The following is a 13,762-nucleotide window of genomic DNA, read 5'->3' as shown; positions in this document are numbered from 1 at the left end:
TTACGGATCCGTGACGTGCGGTCCGGCGAGCACGTCACGGGGCCGTGTGCGGCATAGCGTCGGGGCATGCGTGTACTTGTGACTGGAGGCGCGGGCTTCATCGGCTCGCACATCGTCGCCGAGCTGATCGGCCGCGGGCACGAGCCGATGGTCTTCGACCTGGCGGAGAACGGCAGGGGCGGCGGCGGGCAGGGTGGGCGCGACATCCGCGACGCGGACGCCGTGGCCCACGCGCTCGCGGGCGTGGACGCGGTCTGTCACCAGGCGGCCAGAGTGGGCCTGGGGAAGGACTTCGAGGACGCGCCCGGCTACGTGTCCGCCAACGACCTCGGCACCGCCGTACTGCTGGCCGAGATGGCCCGGGCGGGGGTGCCGAGGCTGCTGCTCGCCGGATCGATGGTGGTCTACGGCGAGGGCCGCTACGAGTGCCCCGCCCACGGCACCGTACGGCCCGGCCCGCGCGACGAGGACGATCTGCGGGCCGGGCGGTTCGAACCACGCTGCCCGCTCTGCGGCGCCGCACCGGCGCCGGGGCTGGTCTCGGAGGACGCCCCGATGGACCCGCGGAACGTCTACGCCACGACCAAACTCGCCCAGGAGCACCTCGCCTCCTCCTGGGCCCGGGCGACCGGCGGGCGCGTCGTCTCGCTGCGCTACCACAACGTCTACGGGCCGGGGATGCCCCGCGACACCCCGTACGCGGGGGTGGCCGCGCTGTTCCTGTCCTCGCTCGCGCGCGGCGAGGCGCCCCGCGTCTTCGAGGACGGCGGACAGCGCCGGGACTTCGTCCACGTACGGGACGTGGCCGGGGCCAACGCGGTGGCCCTGGAGGCGCTGTCCGGGCCGGACGCGGCCGCCGGCGCCGGGCCCGCGGGATTCACCGCGTACAACGTCGGCAGCGGTGACCCGAGGACCGTCGGCGACATGGCGGGGGCGCTGGCCGCCGCCTGCGGGGGACCGGCCCCGGTCGTCACCGGCGAGTACCGCCTCGGCGACGTGCGCCACATCACCGCGGACTCTGCGCGCCTGCGGCGCGAGCTGGGCTGGCGCCCGACGGTCCCCTTCGCCACGGGCATGGCCGAGCTCGCGACGGGCACGCCGCCGCCGGAGCGAGCCGGGTCCGGGGGCCCCGGCGGGGGGATCCTGGTCAGCTGGCCGGGGTCAGCCGAATGAGCCGATGTTCTCGCGCACCCAGTCGTCGTAGGTGCGCGGGGGGCGGCCGATGATGTCCTGCACGGACGGCCGCTGGTCCAGGGTCCAGCGGAGGAGTTCGGGGTACCGGGCGCCGTACTCCGCCAGCGCGTACAAGGTCACCTCGATCGCGCCTTCGGGCCAGCCGAGACCTCGCCAGACCGCCCGGCCGGCGTCCGGCGCCAGATCGACCGTGCCGATGTCGCGGCCGAGGGCCGCGGCGACGCTCCTTACACGGGCACGTGTGCTCAGTGGCGGGCCCACCGCCTCGACGACCGTCCCGGCGTAGTCGTCACCGGTCAGGGCCGCGGCCGCCACGGCGGCGAGGTCCTCCTCGTGGATGAAGGGGTAGTGCCCCTCTCCGAGAAGGGCCTCCCGGACCACCCCGTCCGCCCGGACGGTGGCGGGCCAGTCCGACCCCGTCGCCGGGTAGGTGCCCTCGATGACGGCGCCCATCACGGCCGACGGCCTGATATGCGTCCAGGCGAGGCCCGAGGCCTCCACCGCCTTCTCGATCGCCAGCCAGAACCAGGTCTCCGGCGGATTCGCCTCCTCGTACTCCGGCCCGTGGGACGACAGCAGGACGACCTTCGAGGCGCCGGCGTCCCGGGCGAGAGCGAGGGCGTCCGACCGTCGACGGGTGGGCGCCGGCGAGGAACACGGCACCGACACCGTCGAAGGCCCGGGCACACTCCAGCGGCCGGGTGAAGGACCCCTCCACCACCTCGACGGTGTCCGGCCAGTCACCGCACTGGTCCGGCTCGGCCAGCACCCGCACCTGCAGGCCCATGGCGAGCAACTGCCGTGCAAGGCGGCGCCCGACGATCCCCGTCGGGCTGTTGCCCTCGTCCTTGCGCGGGCTGACGACGGTCAGCAGACAACTGCGACCGCCCGGCGATGCCTTCTCATCGTGCTCGAACGTGTCCACGGCAGGACCCTTCCACACAGGGGCGGAAATCTCGCGGGATTCGGGACCTCAGGCCGCGGCCGCGGGCAGCGTCAGTTCGAAGCGGCAGCCGCCGGAGACGTTCCGGACGTGCGCGTGGCCCGCGTGGGCCTCGACGATGCCCCGCACGATCGCGAGTCCCAGGCCCGCGCCCGAGGGCGGCGTACGGGACGGCGTCCCGCGCCAGCCGGTGTCGAAGACGCGCGGAAGGTCCTCCTCGGGGATCCCTCCGCAGGCGTCGGTGACCGAGAGCACCACCGAGTCCGCGCGGCGCTCGGCGGCGATCGCGACCGTACCGTCGGCCGGCGTGTGGCGGATGGCGTTGACCAGGAGGTTGGACAGGACCCGGGTCATCTCCTTGCCGTCCACCTCCACCGGCAGCGAGGCGACCCCCTCGCCGACCAGCCGTACGCCGTGCTCACGGGCCAGCGCGTCCGTGCCGGCCAGAGCATCGCCCACCAGGTCGTGGAGGGACATCCGGGTCAGGGTGAGGGACAGCGCGCCCGCGTGGATGCGGGAGAGTTCGAAGAGGTCACCGACCATGGAATTGAGGCGGTCGACCTCGGTGCGGATCTGCCGGTGGTAGCGCGCGGGATCGGCGGCCATCCCGTCCTCCAGCGCCTCCGACATGGCCCGCAGCCCGGCCAGCGGGGTGCGCAGGTCGTGCGAGATCCAGGCCACGAGCTCGCGCCGCGAGGCCTCCAGAGCCCGCTCGCGTTCACGGGAGGCGGCCAGCCGCTCGGCGGTCAGGGCCAGTTCCCGGCTCAGTGCCGTGAGCTCGGCGGGAGCGGGTACCGGCGGCGTCACGAAGGTGCCCTCCTCCCCGAAGACCCGGGCCGCGCCGACGAGTTCCCGGCAGCGCCGTACGACCTGGCGGCCCAGCAGCAGCGCGGTGGCCATCGAGACGGCCGCGGCCACCGCGACGACCGTGGTGACGACCGCCAGGTCGTGGGAGGACAGGAACATGGCCCAGGCCACGGTCAGAGTTCCGGCGAGCATCGCCGACACGGCGACCGCGGCGACGACGGCGAGGGAGACCGCCACGCTGCGCCGGCGCAGGATCCGCAGCGCCACGGCCCCGAACAGCCCGGCGGCGCCCGCCCCGAGGAGGGCGTACAGGGCGATCAGCAGCAGGTCACGCATGGCCGTCCTCCGCCCCGGCACCGGATGCGGCCCCGTCGTCCGGCTCCGCCTCGAAGCGGTAACCGGCGCCCCAGACCGTCTGGATCAGCTGCGGGCTGCCCGGATCGTCCTCGATCTTTCCGCGGAGCCGCCGCACGTGCACGGTGACCGTCGAGAGATCGCCGAAGTCCCAGCCCCAGACCTCGCGCATCAGCCGCTCCCGGTCGCAGACCTGACCGGGGTGGCGCAGGAAGTAGGCGAGGAGATCGAACTCCCGCAGGGTGAGCGCCAGCTCCCGGCCCCCCTTGTGGACGCGGCGGGCCGCCGGGTCCAGGGTCAGGCCCGCCACCGCGAGGCGCGGACCGCCCTCCGGGACGCCTGCCGGGGCGCCCGCCTGCGCCCGGCGCAGGACCGACCGCACCCTCAGGACGAGCTCCCGCGGGCTGAACGGCTTGGTCACGTAGTCGTCCGCACCCACCTCAAGGCCCAGGATCCGGTCGTCCTCGTCGCCGCGCGCGGTGAGCATGATGACCGGGACGGGCCGGCCACCGCCCTCCCCGGCGCGCAGCCGACGGCAGACCTCCAGCCCGTCCATACCGGGGAGCATGAGGTCCAGGACCATCAGATCGGGCCGGTGCTCCTCGGCGGCGCGCAGACCGGCCGGGCCGTCCGCCGCCAGGCGCACCGTGAAACCGGCCCGCTCCAGGTATCCGGCCACGACCTCCGAGACGGTCGGATCGTCGTCCACGACCAGGACGCTGCCCAGCACGCCACCGTCTCGGCCGGTCCCGTCGGCGCCGGGTTCCTCGTTCACACGCTCCACCTTGCTCACTGCCATGACCCCAGGCTGTCACCCGCCGGCCCCGATGCGGGGCGCGGACCCCCTCCTGAGGGACGGCGTCCGCGTTTCGTAAGGTCTGCGGGCCCCTTTTCCCCGGTCCTGATTCCTACGGTGTGGAGGGTGACTTCATCAGCTTGTGCTCCGCTCCGCGCGGACCTCGTACTGCCGTGCCTCGACGAGGCGGAAGCCCTTCCCTGGGTACTGGCGCGCGTGCCGGCCGGATGGCGGGCCATCGTCGTCGACAACGGGTCGACCGACGGCTCGGCGGAGATCGCCCGGAGCCTCGGCGCCACCGTCGTGCACGAGAGCCGGCGCGGTTTCGGCGCCGCCTGCCACGCCGGGCTCCTCGCGGCGCGCGCCGACCTGGTCTGCTTCTGCGACTGCGACGCCTCCATGGACCCCGGACTGCTCGCCCCCATGGCGGTGCGCGTCGCCGCGGGCGAGGCCGACCTGCTGCTCGGCCGCCGCCGCCCGCAGGGGCGCGGCGCCTGGCCCGTGCACGCACGCGCCGGGAACATCGCCCTGGCGCGGATGCTGCGCCGCCGCACCGGACTGCGGCTGCACGACCTCGGCCCGATGCGGGTCGCACGCCGAGCGGCCCTGCTCGGCCTCGACCTCACCGACCGGCGCAGCGGCTATCCGCTCCAGATGGTCGTACGGGCCGCGGACGCCGGCTGGCGGGTCGCCGAGACGGACGTCCCGTACCTGCCCCGCTCCGGGAAGTCCAAGGTCACCGGCACCTGGCGGGGCACCTGGCACGCCGTACGGGACATGCGCAAGGTGCTCGCCGAGCCGCCCGGCATCCGGCCCGCGCCCACCGAGGGGATCGCCGCATGAGCACCCTTCTGGTCATCGCCAAGACGCCGGTCGCCGGCCGGGTCAAAACCCGGCTCACTCCCCACTTCACCCCCGGGCAGGCCGCCGACCTGGCCCGCGCGGCGCTCCAGGACACCCTGGCCGCCGTACTCGCCACCCCGGCGCGGCGGCGCGTCCTGGTCCTCGACGGAGCCCCCGGGCCGTGGCTGCCCCACGGCATCGAGGTCGTCCCGCAGTGCGAGGGCGGGCTCGACGCCCGGCTGGCCGCGGCCTTCGCCGGCGCCGGCGGACCGGCCCTCCTCATCGGCATGGACACCCCCCAGGTCACCCCGGAGCTCCTCGCCCGCGGCCTCGACTTCAGCGAGACGGACGCCTGGTTCGGCCCCGCCGACGACGGCGGGTTCTGGGCGCTCGGCCTGGCCGAGCCCGACCCGGCCCTGCTCCTCGGCGTCCCCATGTCCCTGCCGACCACGGGCGAGGCGCAGCGCGCCCGGCTGACCGCCTCCGGGCGCGCGGTACGGGACCTGCCCGAGCTCTGCGACGTGGACACCCCGGCCGACGCGGCACAGGTCGCCGCCGCGGTACCCGCAACCCGCTTCGCCGTCCTGCACGGCGGCCTCAGCGCGGCGACCCGATGACCGCCCAGCTCACCGAACCCGCCCTCGCCTGGCGGGCCGACCCCTACGCCGATGCCCTGCGCGCCGGCCAGGGCCCCCTCTACCTGCGGCGCTCGGACGGCTGGCTGCTGCCGCTGGACGTGGAGCGGTGGTGCGCCGGGCCCGACGAGGCCGACGAAGGAGTCCTGGCCCGCTGCACCGGGCCGGTCCTGGACATCGGCTGCGGCCCCGGTCGCCTCGTCGCCACCCTCGCCGCGCGCGGGCACCGGGCACTCGGTGTGGACGTCACCCCCGAGGCGGTGGCCCGTACGACGCGGGCCGGGGGCAGTGCGCTGTGCCGGTCGGTCTTCGATCCACTGCCCGGCGAGGGCCGCTGGGGGACGGTCCTGCTCATCGACGGCAACATCGGCATCGGGGGAGACCCGGCCGCCCTGCTCCACCGCGCCTCCCAACTCGCCGCGCCGGGCGGCTCCCTGCTGGTCGAGGTGGCCACCGCCGACGTCGACGAACGCGTCGAGGTGCACGTCGACGACGGCCGGGGCGGCCACGGGGCGCCCTTCTGGTGGGCCCGACTCGGAACCCGCGCCCTGTGCGGCGCAGCCGCGGACGCCGGCTGGACGCGGCCGGAGACCTGGCAGGCCGCGGGCCGCAGCTTCGTGGGCCTGCGGCGCTGAAAGCCTCAGCAAAGGAGGGGAGTTGACGTCGGATCGGCGTCAACTCCCCCTTCGCACGTCTGCGCTGCAGGCCCTCCCTATCGGCGCTGCCGGGCCTGCGCCCGCCGCCGCGCCACCCCTCGTACGCCTGCGCGCGTTCCGGCATATCCGGCCGTGAGCACGGCGACGGCCCCCATCGCCAGCAGCCAGTTCCGCGGATAGTCCAACGGCAGCACCGTCGCGTTGGCCACCCCGCCGGGGCGCAGGAGCGACGGCAGGGCGATCACCGTCAGCGATCCCGCCATGATCAGCGCGGCGCGCGGGACCCCGCGCAGACGCAGGCCCGCCGCGGCGCAGAGCGCCCCGGCCGCGAAGACCAGCGGGGCGACCAGCCCGTCGTGCGCGAGGACTCCGCCCGCGAGCCACAGAGCGATTCGCCACGGCTCGGGCTCCCGCACCAGCAGGAGGCCGCCGAACGCCATCAGGGCCAGGCCCGAGCCCCCGAACACGTACCGGTACGCCATCACGCCACCTCCAGCCGGCCGACCCACTTGGTCTGCAGCACTCCCGGCCGGTTCGGGGCGATGATCCGCGCCGGGTACCCGTGGTCGAGGGACAGCACCTCGCCGTTCAGCCGCAGTGCCAGCAGGCTGAGCGGATCCTGCGCGTATCCGCGGCCCATCTCCGTCACCCGGTACGCGCCCGCGACTTCCAGCGACACCACCCGGCAGCGCGCGCCCGGGCCCCCACCTGCCCGTTCCAGCAGGTCCCGTACCCGTACGCCCGTCCATCGCGCGGACTTGCTCCAGCCCTCCACACAGGCGAGGGGCAGAGTCACCTCGTGCTGCGGGAGCGCGCGCAGCTCCTCCAGCGTGAGGCTGTACGGCCGTGGCCCGGTCACCGTCAGCCGCCAGTCGGCCAGTGCGGCCCCTGTGACGCGCGCCGCGGCGGCCGTACGGTTCACGGGCAGTCCCTGAGGTCCGTGGGCCGGGCTGCGCGGACCGAACAGCTCCAGCGGACCGAGCGCGGTGACGGACTGGCCGACGGTGGTCAGCGTGACCGCGCCGACGCCGGCCGCGACGGCCGCGAGCAGCTGCCGCCGGTCCGGCCCGTCGGCCTCGGGCAGGGCCAGGGTGCCGGGGGAGCGGCGGGTGAAGTGGCCGCGGATCGCGGGCCATTGAACGGCGACGTGCAACAGCATCGCCCCGAGCAGGAGCCAGGCGACCGCGTAGTGCACCGGTACGAAGGAGAACGGCCAGGGGTACCACTGGAAGGTGTTCAGCAGCCCGGTGAACAGCTCGAAGGTCCCGGCGGCGACGAGCACCGCCACCGAGAGGCGTTCCAGCGCGTGCCGTACGGACCGCACGGGCGGCCACGCGAAGAGCCGCGGGTAGACCGCCCACAGCTTGGCCAGGAGCAGCGGGACCGCGGCGGTGCCTGCGGCCACGTGCAGGCCCTGGGTGAGCCGGTAGCCCCAGTACGGGCGGCTCGGCAGCCGGTCGGCGAGCCAGGCGGGCGGGTGCTGGAGGAAGTGGCTGAGCACACCGGTGGCGAAGCAGACCAGGACGGCGAGGCCGAGGAGGCGGCCGATGACCGTCGCGGTACGGGCGTCGTGCAGGCGCGCCCTGAAAGTGATCGGAGGGCCGGAGGGCGGAGTGAAGCGCATGGGCCCATGACACCCCCGGCGGCGCCCCGGCGGGTGGGTGGAACACCTTACGGAATGCGGACATGCGGGGCTGCGGAGCCCACTTCGGGGCCCGCTGCTGGAACGCTGCGGAGGTGAAACCGCGCACCGCCCCCACCACCTCCACCGCCCCCACGACCCCCACGGGCCGCATCTCTCCCACCGCCCGCACCGCATGGGCCGCCGCGGCCCTCGTCGCCCTCACCACCGCCCTCGTCCTCACCATCCGCCACGACGGCTACTTCACCGACCCCGCCGGGCTGTTCCGGCGGTACGCGGCCTGCTGGGCGCTGTTCGCCCTCGCCCTGCTCGCGCTGCGCCGGGTCCCGGCCGCCCGCGTCGTGCCGCTGCTCCTCGCGGGCGCGGTCGCCGTCACCGCGACCGGGCTGGTGGCACCGCCCCGTACCAGCACCGACTCCTACCGCTACGCCTGGGACGGCCGGGTCCAGTCGGCCGGCATCTCCCCCTACGACCACGCCCCGCAGGACCCGGGACCGGCCCGGCTGCGCGACCCCTGGCTCTTCCCGACGGGCGCCGCCTGCCAGGGCCCGGACCGGGCTCCGATCCCGGGTGGCGGCCCGGTCCCGCACTGCACCCGGATCAACCGGCCCGCCGTGCACACCATCTACCCGCCCGTCGCCGAGGCGTACTTCCTCGCCGTCGACCGGCTGTCCCCCGGGGGCGCCCGGCACAAGCCGCTCCAGATCGGAGCAGGGCTCCTGTCTCTCGGTGTGACAGGTGCTTTGCTGCTGATCCTGCGCCGGCGGGGCCGGAACCTTCGCCCGGCCGCCTACTGGGCCTGGTGCCCCGCCGTACCGATCGAGGCCGTGAACAACGCGCACGTGGACGTACTGGGCGTGCTGCTGGCCGTGGCCGGCCTCGGACTCGTCGCGGCACGGGGCATCGGCCGGCGGGCCGCCGGCGGCCTGGTGCTGGGCGCCGCCGTCGCCACCAAACTCATGCCCGCCGTCGTCCTGCCCGGCGCACTGTCCGGGGTGCGCCGGGTCCGCGACGCGGCCGCCGTGCTGGTCCCCGCCGCCGCCTTCACCCTGCTCGCCTACCTTCCCTACGTCCTCCTCTCGCACGACTCGGTCCTCGGCTACCTCGGCGGCTACGTCGACGAAGAGGGCTACGACGACCCCTCCACCGGGTCCCGCTACGCCCTGCTCCGCCTCGTCCTGCCCGACAGCTGGGCGCTCCCGGTACTCCTCGTCGTCATCGCGGGGGTGTCCGTCCACGTGATGCGCCGCGGCGACCCGCAACGCCCGTGGAGCGGAGCGCTGCTGGTCACCGGGTGGGCCTTCGTGCTCCTCACCCCCGGCTACTCCTGGTACGCCCTGCTCCTGATCGCCCTCGTGGCCCTGGACGGACGCTGGGAATGGCTGGGCACCGCTCTCGCGGGCGCGGCCGTCTACCTCCTCGCGCCGGTCTTCGGCCACCGGTCGGCGCTGAGTGCGATCGCGTACGGAGCCGCGCTCCTCCTGGTCCTGCTGGCCGCGGCGGTCCGGAGCCGACGCGGCGCGCGGTCAGTTCGCGGCGCTGCGCGCCGGCCGGGAACCGTGCCACATCCGTAGCAGCAGGACGGCCGCCGAAGCGATGAACAGGCCCGCGGTGATGAGCAGCCAGCGCCCGAGGAACACGTCCGCCGGAAGGGCCGTGGCCGCGGTGTAGTGGCCGACCCGGCGCAGGATCAGCGGCCACCAGACCAGGAGCAGCAGGCCCGACAGGAAGGCCGGAACGCGCAGGTGGTTGACGGCCGGCCCGCCGCCGGGGGCGAGGCGTTGCACCGCCCGGTCGGCCACGGCGTAGAGCGGCAGCAGGACCAGGTCGTGCAGGAGCGCCGCGCCGACGAACCACAGGGCCACGCCCGGGGCGTCGCCCTTCAGCAGGCGCACGCCCGCGTAGCAGGCCAGGGCGAAGGAGGCGAGCAGCAGGAGCAGATGCAGCGGCGAGGCCCCGTACCAGCGGCGGAACCGGGTCACGCGAGCTCCCCGAAGGTGAGGCGGGTGACCCACTTGGTGTTGAGGACGCCCGGCGCGCCGGGGACGATGACGCGGGCCGGGTAGCCGTGGTCGGGCGACAGCACTGCGCCGTTGACGCGTACGGCGAGCAGGGCGCGGTGGTCGCGCACCTGGTTGTCGCGCAGGGCGCCGGAGCGGAACGAGCCACCGCGCTGGACGGATTCCACCAGGACGCCGACGTCGGGGACAGCGCGGCCGGCCGCGCCGGTCCGGCCGGGTCCGCCGGGAGCGCCGGGTCCGCCGGGTCCGACGAGGGCGGCGAGGTCGATGAGCCGTACCCCGCTCCACAGCTGGTCGGTGGTCGACCAGCCCTCCACGCAGGCGATGGGCAGGGCCGCCTCGTGCTGCGGCATGGCCAGCAGTTCCTCGTAGGTGAGGACGGCGTGGCGCCCGGCGCCGCGTACGGTCAGCCGCCAGGCCGGACCGATGTCGCTCGGGCGGATGCCGACCGATCCGGCCGTCTTGTTGATCTGGAAGCCGTTCGGGCCCGGCCCGGGGTCCGCGTTGTGCGGGGCGAGCACCGCGGTCCGGCGCCACCGGCCGCCCACGCTCTGCCCGGCCGTCACCGCGAACAGCGCCAACGCCCCGAGGCCGACCAGAGCGACCGCTCCCCGGCGGGAGATGGTCGGCTGGGCCGGGCGGGGCGAGACCAGCCCGGCCGCCTCCTCGGAGCCGGGGGCGGGCTGGGCGGCGGAACCGGCCCGCACGGCGCGGACCGCGCGCGGCAGCCGGAAGGCCACGTGCACCACGAACGCGCCGATGAACACCCAGGCGCCGTAGAAGTGCAGGGTGTAGAAGGAGCCCGGGAAGATGTAGTGGAGCTGGACGTTGAGGATGCCGGTGGCGAACTCGAAGCCCGCCCCGCCGACCAGGAGCAGCAGGGACAGCCGCTCGATGCCGTGGGCGACCGACCGGACCGGCGGCCACGCGAACAGCTTGGGGATCACGGACCAGAGCTTGGCGAGGAGCACGGGCACGAGCACGATCCCGAGGACGACGTGCACGCCCTGGGTGAGCCGGTAGAGCCAGTACGGCGAGGTCGGCCACGGGAAGAGGTAGAAGCCGAGCCACCCCTTGCCCGGTGTCTGGTCGTTGACCGCTGCGAGGTCCGGGTTGTAGGCGGCGTAGGACAGCAGCCCCGTCACGAACAACACGGTCACACCGACGAGCAGGATCAGTCCGAACACTGCGGTCAGCCACGGCCCGCGGATCGGGCTGCGCCAGAACCCGGGCCGGGCCGGCCCCGGTGGAGGCCCGGACCGCAATCGTTCACGACCGGCCCGACGGCCACCGCTCGCGTCCATCGGGACACCTCCGCACCGTCGCAGACATGGGGCTGATCGGACATGTCTCGCCGGAGAGAACATGCCTCACCCGAGCCGCGACCCGTCGCGTGACACGCCAGGGCGGCCCGGGGAGTCTCCATCGGCGCGGTCCGAGGCGGCCTCCCGAGGCGGCCTCCGAAGGGCGGACGCGCCCCGACGCCGTTTCCCGGGCCGCGTCCCGGCCCTGCGTCAGGAACCGGTGAGGATGACGAGCTGCTGCGTCGCCCGGGTCATCGCCACGTAGCGGTCGACGGCGCCTTCGACGCCCGCGCCGAACGAATCCGGGTCGACGAGCACGACCAGGTCGAATTCGAGCCCCTTGGACAGTCCGGGGGTCAGCGACCGGACGCGGGACGTCGCCCGGAAGCCGGGTGCGCCGATGACACAGGCGATCCCGTCGGCATGCTCGTCGAGCCAGGTGCCGACGATCGCGTCCAGATCCGCAACGCTGCCGTGGACGACGGGGACGCCGCTGCTGCGGACGGACGTCGGCACATTGGCGTCCGGGAGCGCTTCCCTGATGGCTGGCTCGGCCTCCGCCATCACCTCCTCGGGCGTGCGGTAGTTGATGCTCAGCGAGGCCACACCGATCCGGTCGAACCCGATCCGCTCCAGCCGTTCCCGCCACGACTCCGTGAACCCGTGCCTGGCCTGGGCGCGGTCCCCGACGATGGTGAAACTCCGGGACGGGCAGCGGAGCAGCAGCATCTGCCACTCCGCGTCGGACAGTTCCTGGGCCTCGTCGACGACGATGTGCGCGAAGGGTCCGGCGAGCCGGTCCGGGTCGGCGCCCGGCAGCGTGCTCTCGTCGATCAGACTGTCCTGCAGGTCCCTGCCGCGCAGCATCGTCACCGCGCCCTCACCGTCGTCGTCCGCCGCGAGCAGATCGTCGATGACGCCCGACATGCGCTCGCGCTCGGCGGCGACCGCGCCATGATGCCGCCGCAGCCGTCGTGCCGCCTGCGGGTCGCCGAGCCGCTGCCGGGCCGCGTCCAGGAGCGGCAGGTCGGACACCGTCCAGGCCCGGGTGTCCGCGCGCTGCAACCTCGCGATCTCCTCGCCGCTGAGCCAGGGAGCGCACATCCGCAGGTAGGCCGGCACCGACCACAGGTCCCCGACGAGGTCGGACGCATCGATCGTCGGCCAGGCGCGGTCGAGCGTCGCGACCAGCTCCTGGTCGTGCTGCAGTGACCTGCGCAGCAGGTCGGGGGAGAGGTCCTCGTCGTCGCACTTGTCGAGCAGGATCGTCAGCAGCTCCTCCCAGATCTGCTCGCGCGCCTCGTTGTGCGGGGTACCGGCCGCGGCTTCGAAGGCCTCGGCCCAGTCGTCCGGGCCGAGCCGCACGTCGGACCAGGGGGTCGAGACCGTCATCGCCCGGGTCGGCGGCTCCTCGTAGATGCTCACGGCCTTCTCGATCGCCTTCACCATGTCCGCGGACGACTTCAGGCGCGCCACCTCCGGGTCGGCCTCGGCCGCCGCCCCCGCCCCTTCGGCGACGAGGTCCCGCACGGTGCAGGTCTGCACGCCCTCCTCACCGAGGCTGGGCAGGACGTCGGCCACGTAGGCCAGGTAGGGCTGGTGCGGACCGACGAACAGCACGCCGCCCCGGCGGTGACCGAGACGGGGGTCGGAGTAGAGGAGATGGGCGGTGCGGTGCAGGGCCACCACGGTCTTGCCGGTGCCCGGACCCCCGTCGACGACGAGGGCACCGCGCGAACCCGCGCGGATGATGGCGTCCTGATCGGACTGGATGGTGCCCAGTACGTCACGCATCCGCGGCGACCTGCTGCTGCCCAGGCCGGCGATGAAGGCCGACTGGTCGTCGAGAGCGGCGTGCCCCACGAACCCGTCCGCGGTGAACACCTCGTCCCAGTAGTCACCGATCAGGCCGCGGGTCCAGCGGTACCGGCGGCGGCTCGCCAGGCCCATCGGATCGGCGTGCGTCGCGGCGAAGAAGGGCTCGGCCGCGGGCGAACGCCAGTCGATCAGCAGCCGGTTGCCGGCGTCGTCGGTGAGGCCGAGCCGCCCGACGTACACGGGTTCGGGGTCGTCCTCGCCGACCATGCGCCCGAGGCACAGGTCCAGTCCGAAGCGCCGTAGCGCCCGCAGACGACCGGTCAGCCGGTGGATCTCGGCGTCCCGGTCCATCGCCTCCCGGCCCAGGCCGCCGGGGGCGCGGCGCAGCTCGGTGAGACGGTCGGACAGTTCGGCGACCGACTGGTCGAGGCTCTGCGCGAGAGCCGCGAAGTGCTCCTCGTCGCGGCCGATCAATGCCGGATCGGCCTTGGCGGACAGGCGGCCGGGAAGGTCGAACGCACTGGCGGTCAGGGAGTTCATGTCAGCGGCTCCGATCTGCGGTCGCACCCGCGAGGTCTTCGAACAGTCCATCGACCGACAACAGCACACGCACTCTGTGGATCTCCCGTTTTCGCAGGTCCTGGCTTCGAGGTGCGATTCTGCGGTACGACAGGGGCCTTGCCGCAAGCCCCCCTGTGCGCTATAAGTTGAGAGTGGAAAGGCGTGGGTACTTCCCCTTTCCGCCGATC

General features: G+C 74.3%; 13 protein-coding genes and 1 pseudogene. 5 read left to right on the top strand and 9 right to left on the bottom strand.

The genetic code is table 11. The features are described 5' to 3' along the window. Positions 1-66: 66 nt before the first annotated feature. Positions 67-1,173: an NAD-dependent epimerase/dehydratase family protein gene (locus OG753_RS05600; protein ID WP_327260672.1), complete on the top strand. Its 1,107-nt coding sequence runs from the start codon at positions 67-69 to the stop codon at positions 1,171-1,173. Here OG753_RS05600 and OG753_RS05595 read toward each other — a convergent pair. From OG753_RS05595 to OG753_RS05580, 4 genes and pseudogenes are all read right to left on the bottom strand, one after another. Continuing rightward, positions 1,162-1,857, bottom strand: coding sequence for an NmrA family transcriptional regulator (locus OG753_RS05595; RefSeq protein WP_327267072.1), 696 nt, complete (start codon positions 1,855-1,857; stop codon positions 1,162-1,164). The two genes, OG753_RS05600 and OG753_RS05595, sit on opposite strands and share 12 nt — an antisense overlap. A 25-nt stretch (positions 1,858-1,882) precedes the next feature. Beyond that, positions 1,883-1,981, bottom strand: a pseudogene (locus OG753_RS05590) (NmrA family transcriptional regulator); the annotation flags it as partial. Positions 1,982-2,167: 186 nt separating this feature from the next. After that, positions 2,168-3,280, bottom strand: coding sequence for a HAMP domain-containing sensor histidine kinase (locus tag OG753_RS05585; protein WP_327260671.1), 1,113 nt, complete (start codon positions 3,278-3,280; stop codon positions 2,168-2,170). Further along, positions 3,273-4,097, bottom strand: coding sequence for a response regulator transcription factor (locus tag OG753_RS05580; protein WP_327260670.1), 825 nt, complete (start codon positions 4,095-4,097; stop codon positions 3,273-3,275). The genes OG753_RS05585 and OG753_RS05580 overlap by 8 nt, the downstream gene beginning before the upstream one ends. Positions 4,098-4,220: 123 nt before the next feature. On the opposite strand from OG753_RS05580, the gene OG753_RS05575 reads away from it, so the two are divergent. Genes OG753_RS05575 through OG753_RS05565 form a run of 3 tightly spaced genes read left to right on the top strand, consistent with a single transcriptional unit; the run spans position 4,221 to position 6,207 of the window. Next, positions 4,221-4,937: a glycosyltransferase family 2 protein gene (locus OG753_RS05575; protein WP_327260669.1), complete on the top strand. Its 717-nt coding sequence runs from the start codon at positions 4,221-4,223 to the stop codon at positions 4,935-4,937. Beyond that, a complete protein-coding gene (locus OG753_RS05570) occupies positions 4,934-5,554 on the top strand; it encodes a DUF2064 domain-containing protein (RefSeq protein ID WP_405787399.1) in 621 nt (206 codons plus the stop codon). The genes OG753_RS05575 and OG753_RS05570 overlap by 4 nt, the downstream gene beginning before the upstream one ends. Continuing rightward, positions 5,551-6,207 (top strand): class I SAM-dependent methyltransferase, encoded by a 657-nt coding sequence (locus tag OG753_RS05565; protein WP_405787398.1) that lies wholly within the window; start codon positions 5,551-5,553, stop codon positions 6,205-6,207. Before OG753_RS05570 ends, OG753_RS05565 begins: the two co-directional genes overlap by 4 nt. A gap of 77 nt (positions 6,208-6,284) precedes the next feature. Here the strand turns inward: OG753_RS05565 and OG753_RS05560 are convergent, their stop codons facing one another. Both OG753_RS05560 and OG753_RS05555 read right to left on the bottom strand, forming a co-directional pair. Beyond that, positions 6,285-6,710 carry a hypothetical protein gene (locus OG753_RS05560; RefSeq protein WP_327260666.1) on the bottom strand — a complete coding sequence of 142 codons (426 nt, stop codon included), beginning with the start codon at positions 6,708-6,710 and terminating at the stop codon, positions 6,285-6,287. Continuing rightward, the gene (locus OG753_RS05555; protein ID WP_405787396.1) at positions 6,710-7,852 is read right to left on the bottom strand and encodes a molybdopterin-dependent oxidoreductase; all 1,143 of its coding nucleotides are present in this window, start codon (positions 7,850-7,852) and stop codon (positions 6,710-6,712) included. Before OG753_RS05555 ends, OG753_RS05560 begins: the two co-directional genes overlap by 1 nt. A gap of 113 nt (positions 7,853-7,965) precedes the next feature. Between OG753_RS05555 and OG753_RS05550 the strand changes: the two genes are divergently transcribed. Further along, positions 7,966-9,444: a glycosyltransferase 87 family protein gene (locus OG753_RS05550; RefSeq protein WP_405787395.1), complete on the top strand. Its 1,479-nt coding sequence runs from the start codon at positions 7,966-7,968 to the stop codon at positions 9,442-9,444. Here OG753_RS05550 and OG753_RS05545 read toward each other — a convergent pair. From OG753_RS05545 to helR, 3 genes are all read right to left on the bottom strand, one after another. Next, the gene (locus tag OG753_RS05545; RefSeq protein WP_405787393.1) at positions 9,397-9,852 is read right to left on the bottom strand and encodes a hypothetical protein; all 456 of its coding nucleotides are present in this window, start codon (positions 9,850-9,852) and stop codon (positions 9,397-9,399) included. The genes OG753_RS05550 and OG753_RS05545 overlap by 48 nt on opposite strands. Then, complete coding sequence (locus tag OG753_RS05540) at positions 9,849-11,195, bottom strand: molybdopterin-dependent oxidoreductase (RefSeq protein WP_405787391.1); 1,347 nt, start codon at positions 11,193-11,195, stop codon at positions 9,849-9,851. The genes OG753_RS05545 and OG753_RS05540 overlap by 4 nt, the downstream gene beginning before the upstream one ends. A gap of 210 nt (positions 11,196-11,405) precedes the next feature. Then, positions 11,406-13,553: an RNA polymerase recycling motor ATPase HelR gene (helR, locus tag OG753_RS05535; protein WP_405787390.1), complete on the bottom strand. Its 2,148-nt coding sequence runs from the start codon at positions 13,551-13,553 to the stop codon at positions 11,406-11,408. Positions 13,554-13,762 lie beyond the last annotated feature (209 nt).

The organism is Streptomyces sp. NBC_00029 (assembly GCF_045160505.1).
Taxonomy (GTDB): Bacteria; Actinomycetota; Actinomycetes; order Streptomycetales; family Streptomycetaceae; genus Streptomyces.
The sequence above is the reverse complement of the archived record's forward strand: the minus strand, read 5'-3'. Positions and strand labels throughout refer to the sequence as shown.

Bases quoted from the DNA above. Each gene is read 5' to 3' on its own strand.
- OG753_RS05540 (WP_405787391.1), bottom strand. From the start codon at position 11,195: ATGGACGCGAGCGGTGGCCGTCGGGCCGGTCGTGAACGATTGCGGTCC.
- helR (WP_405787390.1), bottom strand. From the start codon at position 13,553: ATGAACTCCCTGACCGCCAGTGCGTTCGACCTTCCCGGCCGCCTGTCC.
- OG753_RS05560 (WP_327260666.1), bottom strand. From the start codon at position 6,710: ATGGCGTACCGGTACGTGTTCGGGGGCTCGGGCCTGGCCCTGATGGCG.
- OG753_RS05570 (WP_405787399.1), top strand. From the start codon at position 4,934: ATGAGCACCCTTCTGGTCATCGCCAAGACGCCGGTCGCCGGCCGGGTC.
- OG753_RS05555 (WP_405787396.1), bottom strand. From the start codon at position 7,852: ATGCGCTTCACTCCGCCCTCCGGCCCTCCGATCACTTTCAGGGCGCGC.
- OG753_RS05565 (WP_405787398.1), top strand. From the start codon at position 5,551: ATGACCGCCCAGCTCACCGAACCCGCCCTCGCCTGGCGGGCCGACCCC.
- OG753_RS05600 (WP_327260672.1), top strand. From the start codon at position 67: ATGCGTGTACTTGTGACTGGAGGCGCGGGCTTCATCGGCTCGCACATC.
- OG753_RS05580 (WP_327260670.1), bottom strand. From the start codon at position 4,097: ATGGCAGTGAGCAAGGTGGAGCGTGTGAACGAGGAACCCGGCGCCGAC.
- OG753_RS05585 (WP_327260671.1), bottom strand. From the start codon at position 3,280: ATGCGTGACCTGCTGCTGATCGCCCTGTACGCCCTCCTCGGGGCGGGC.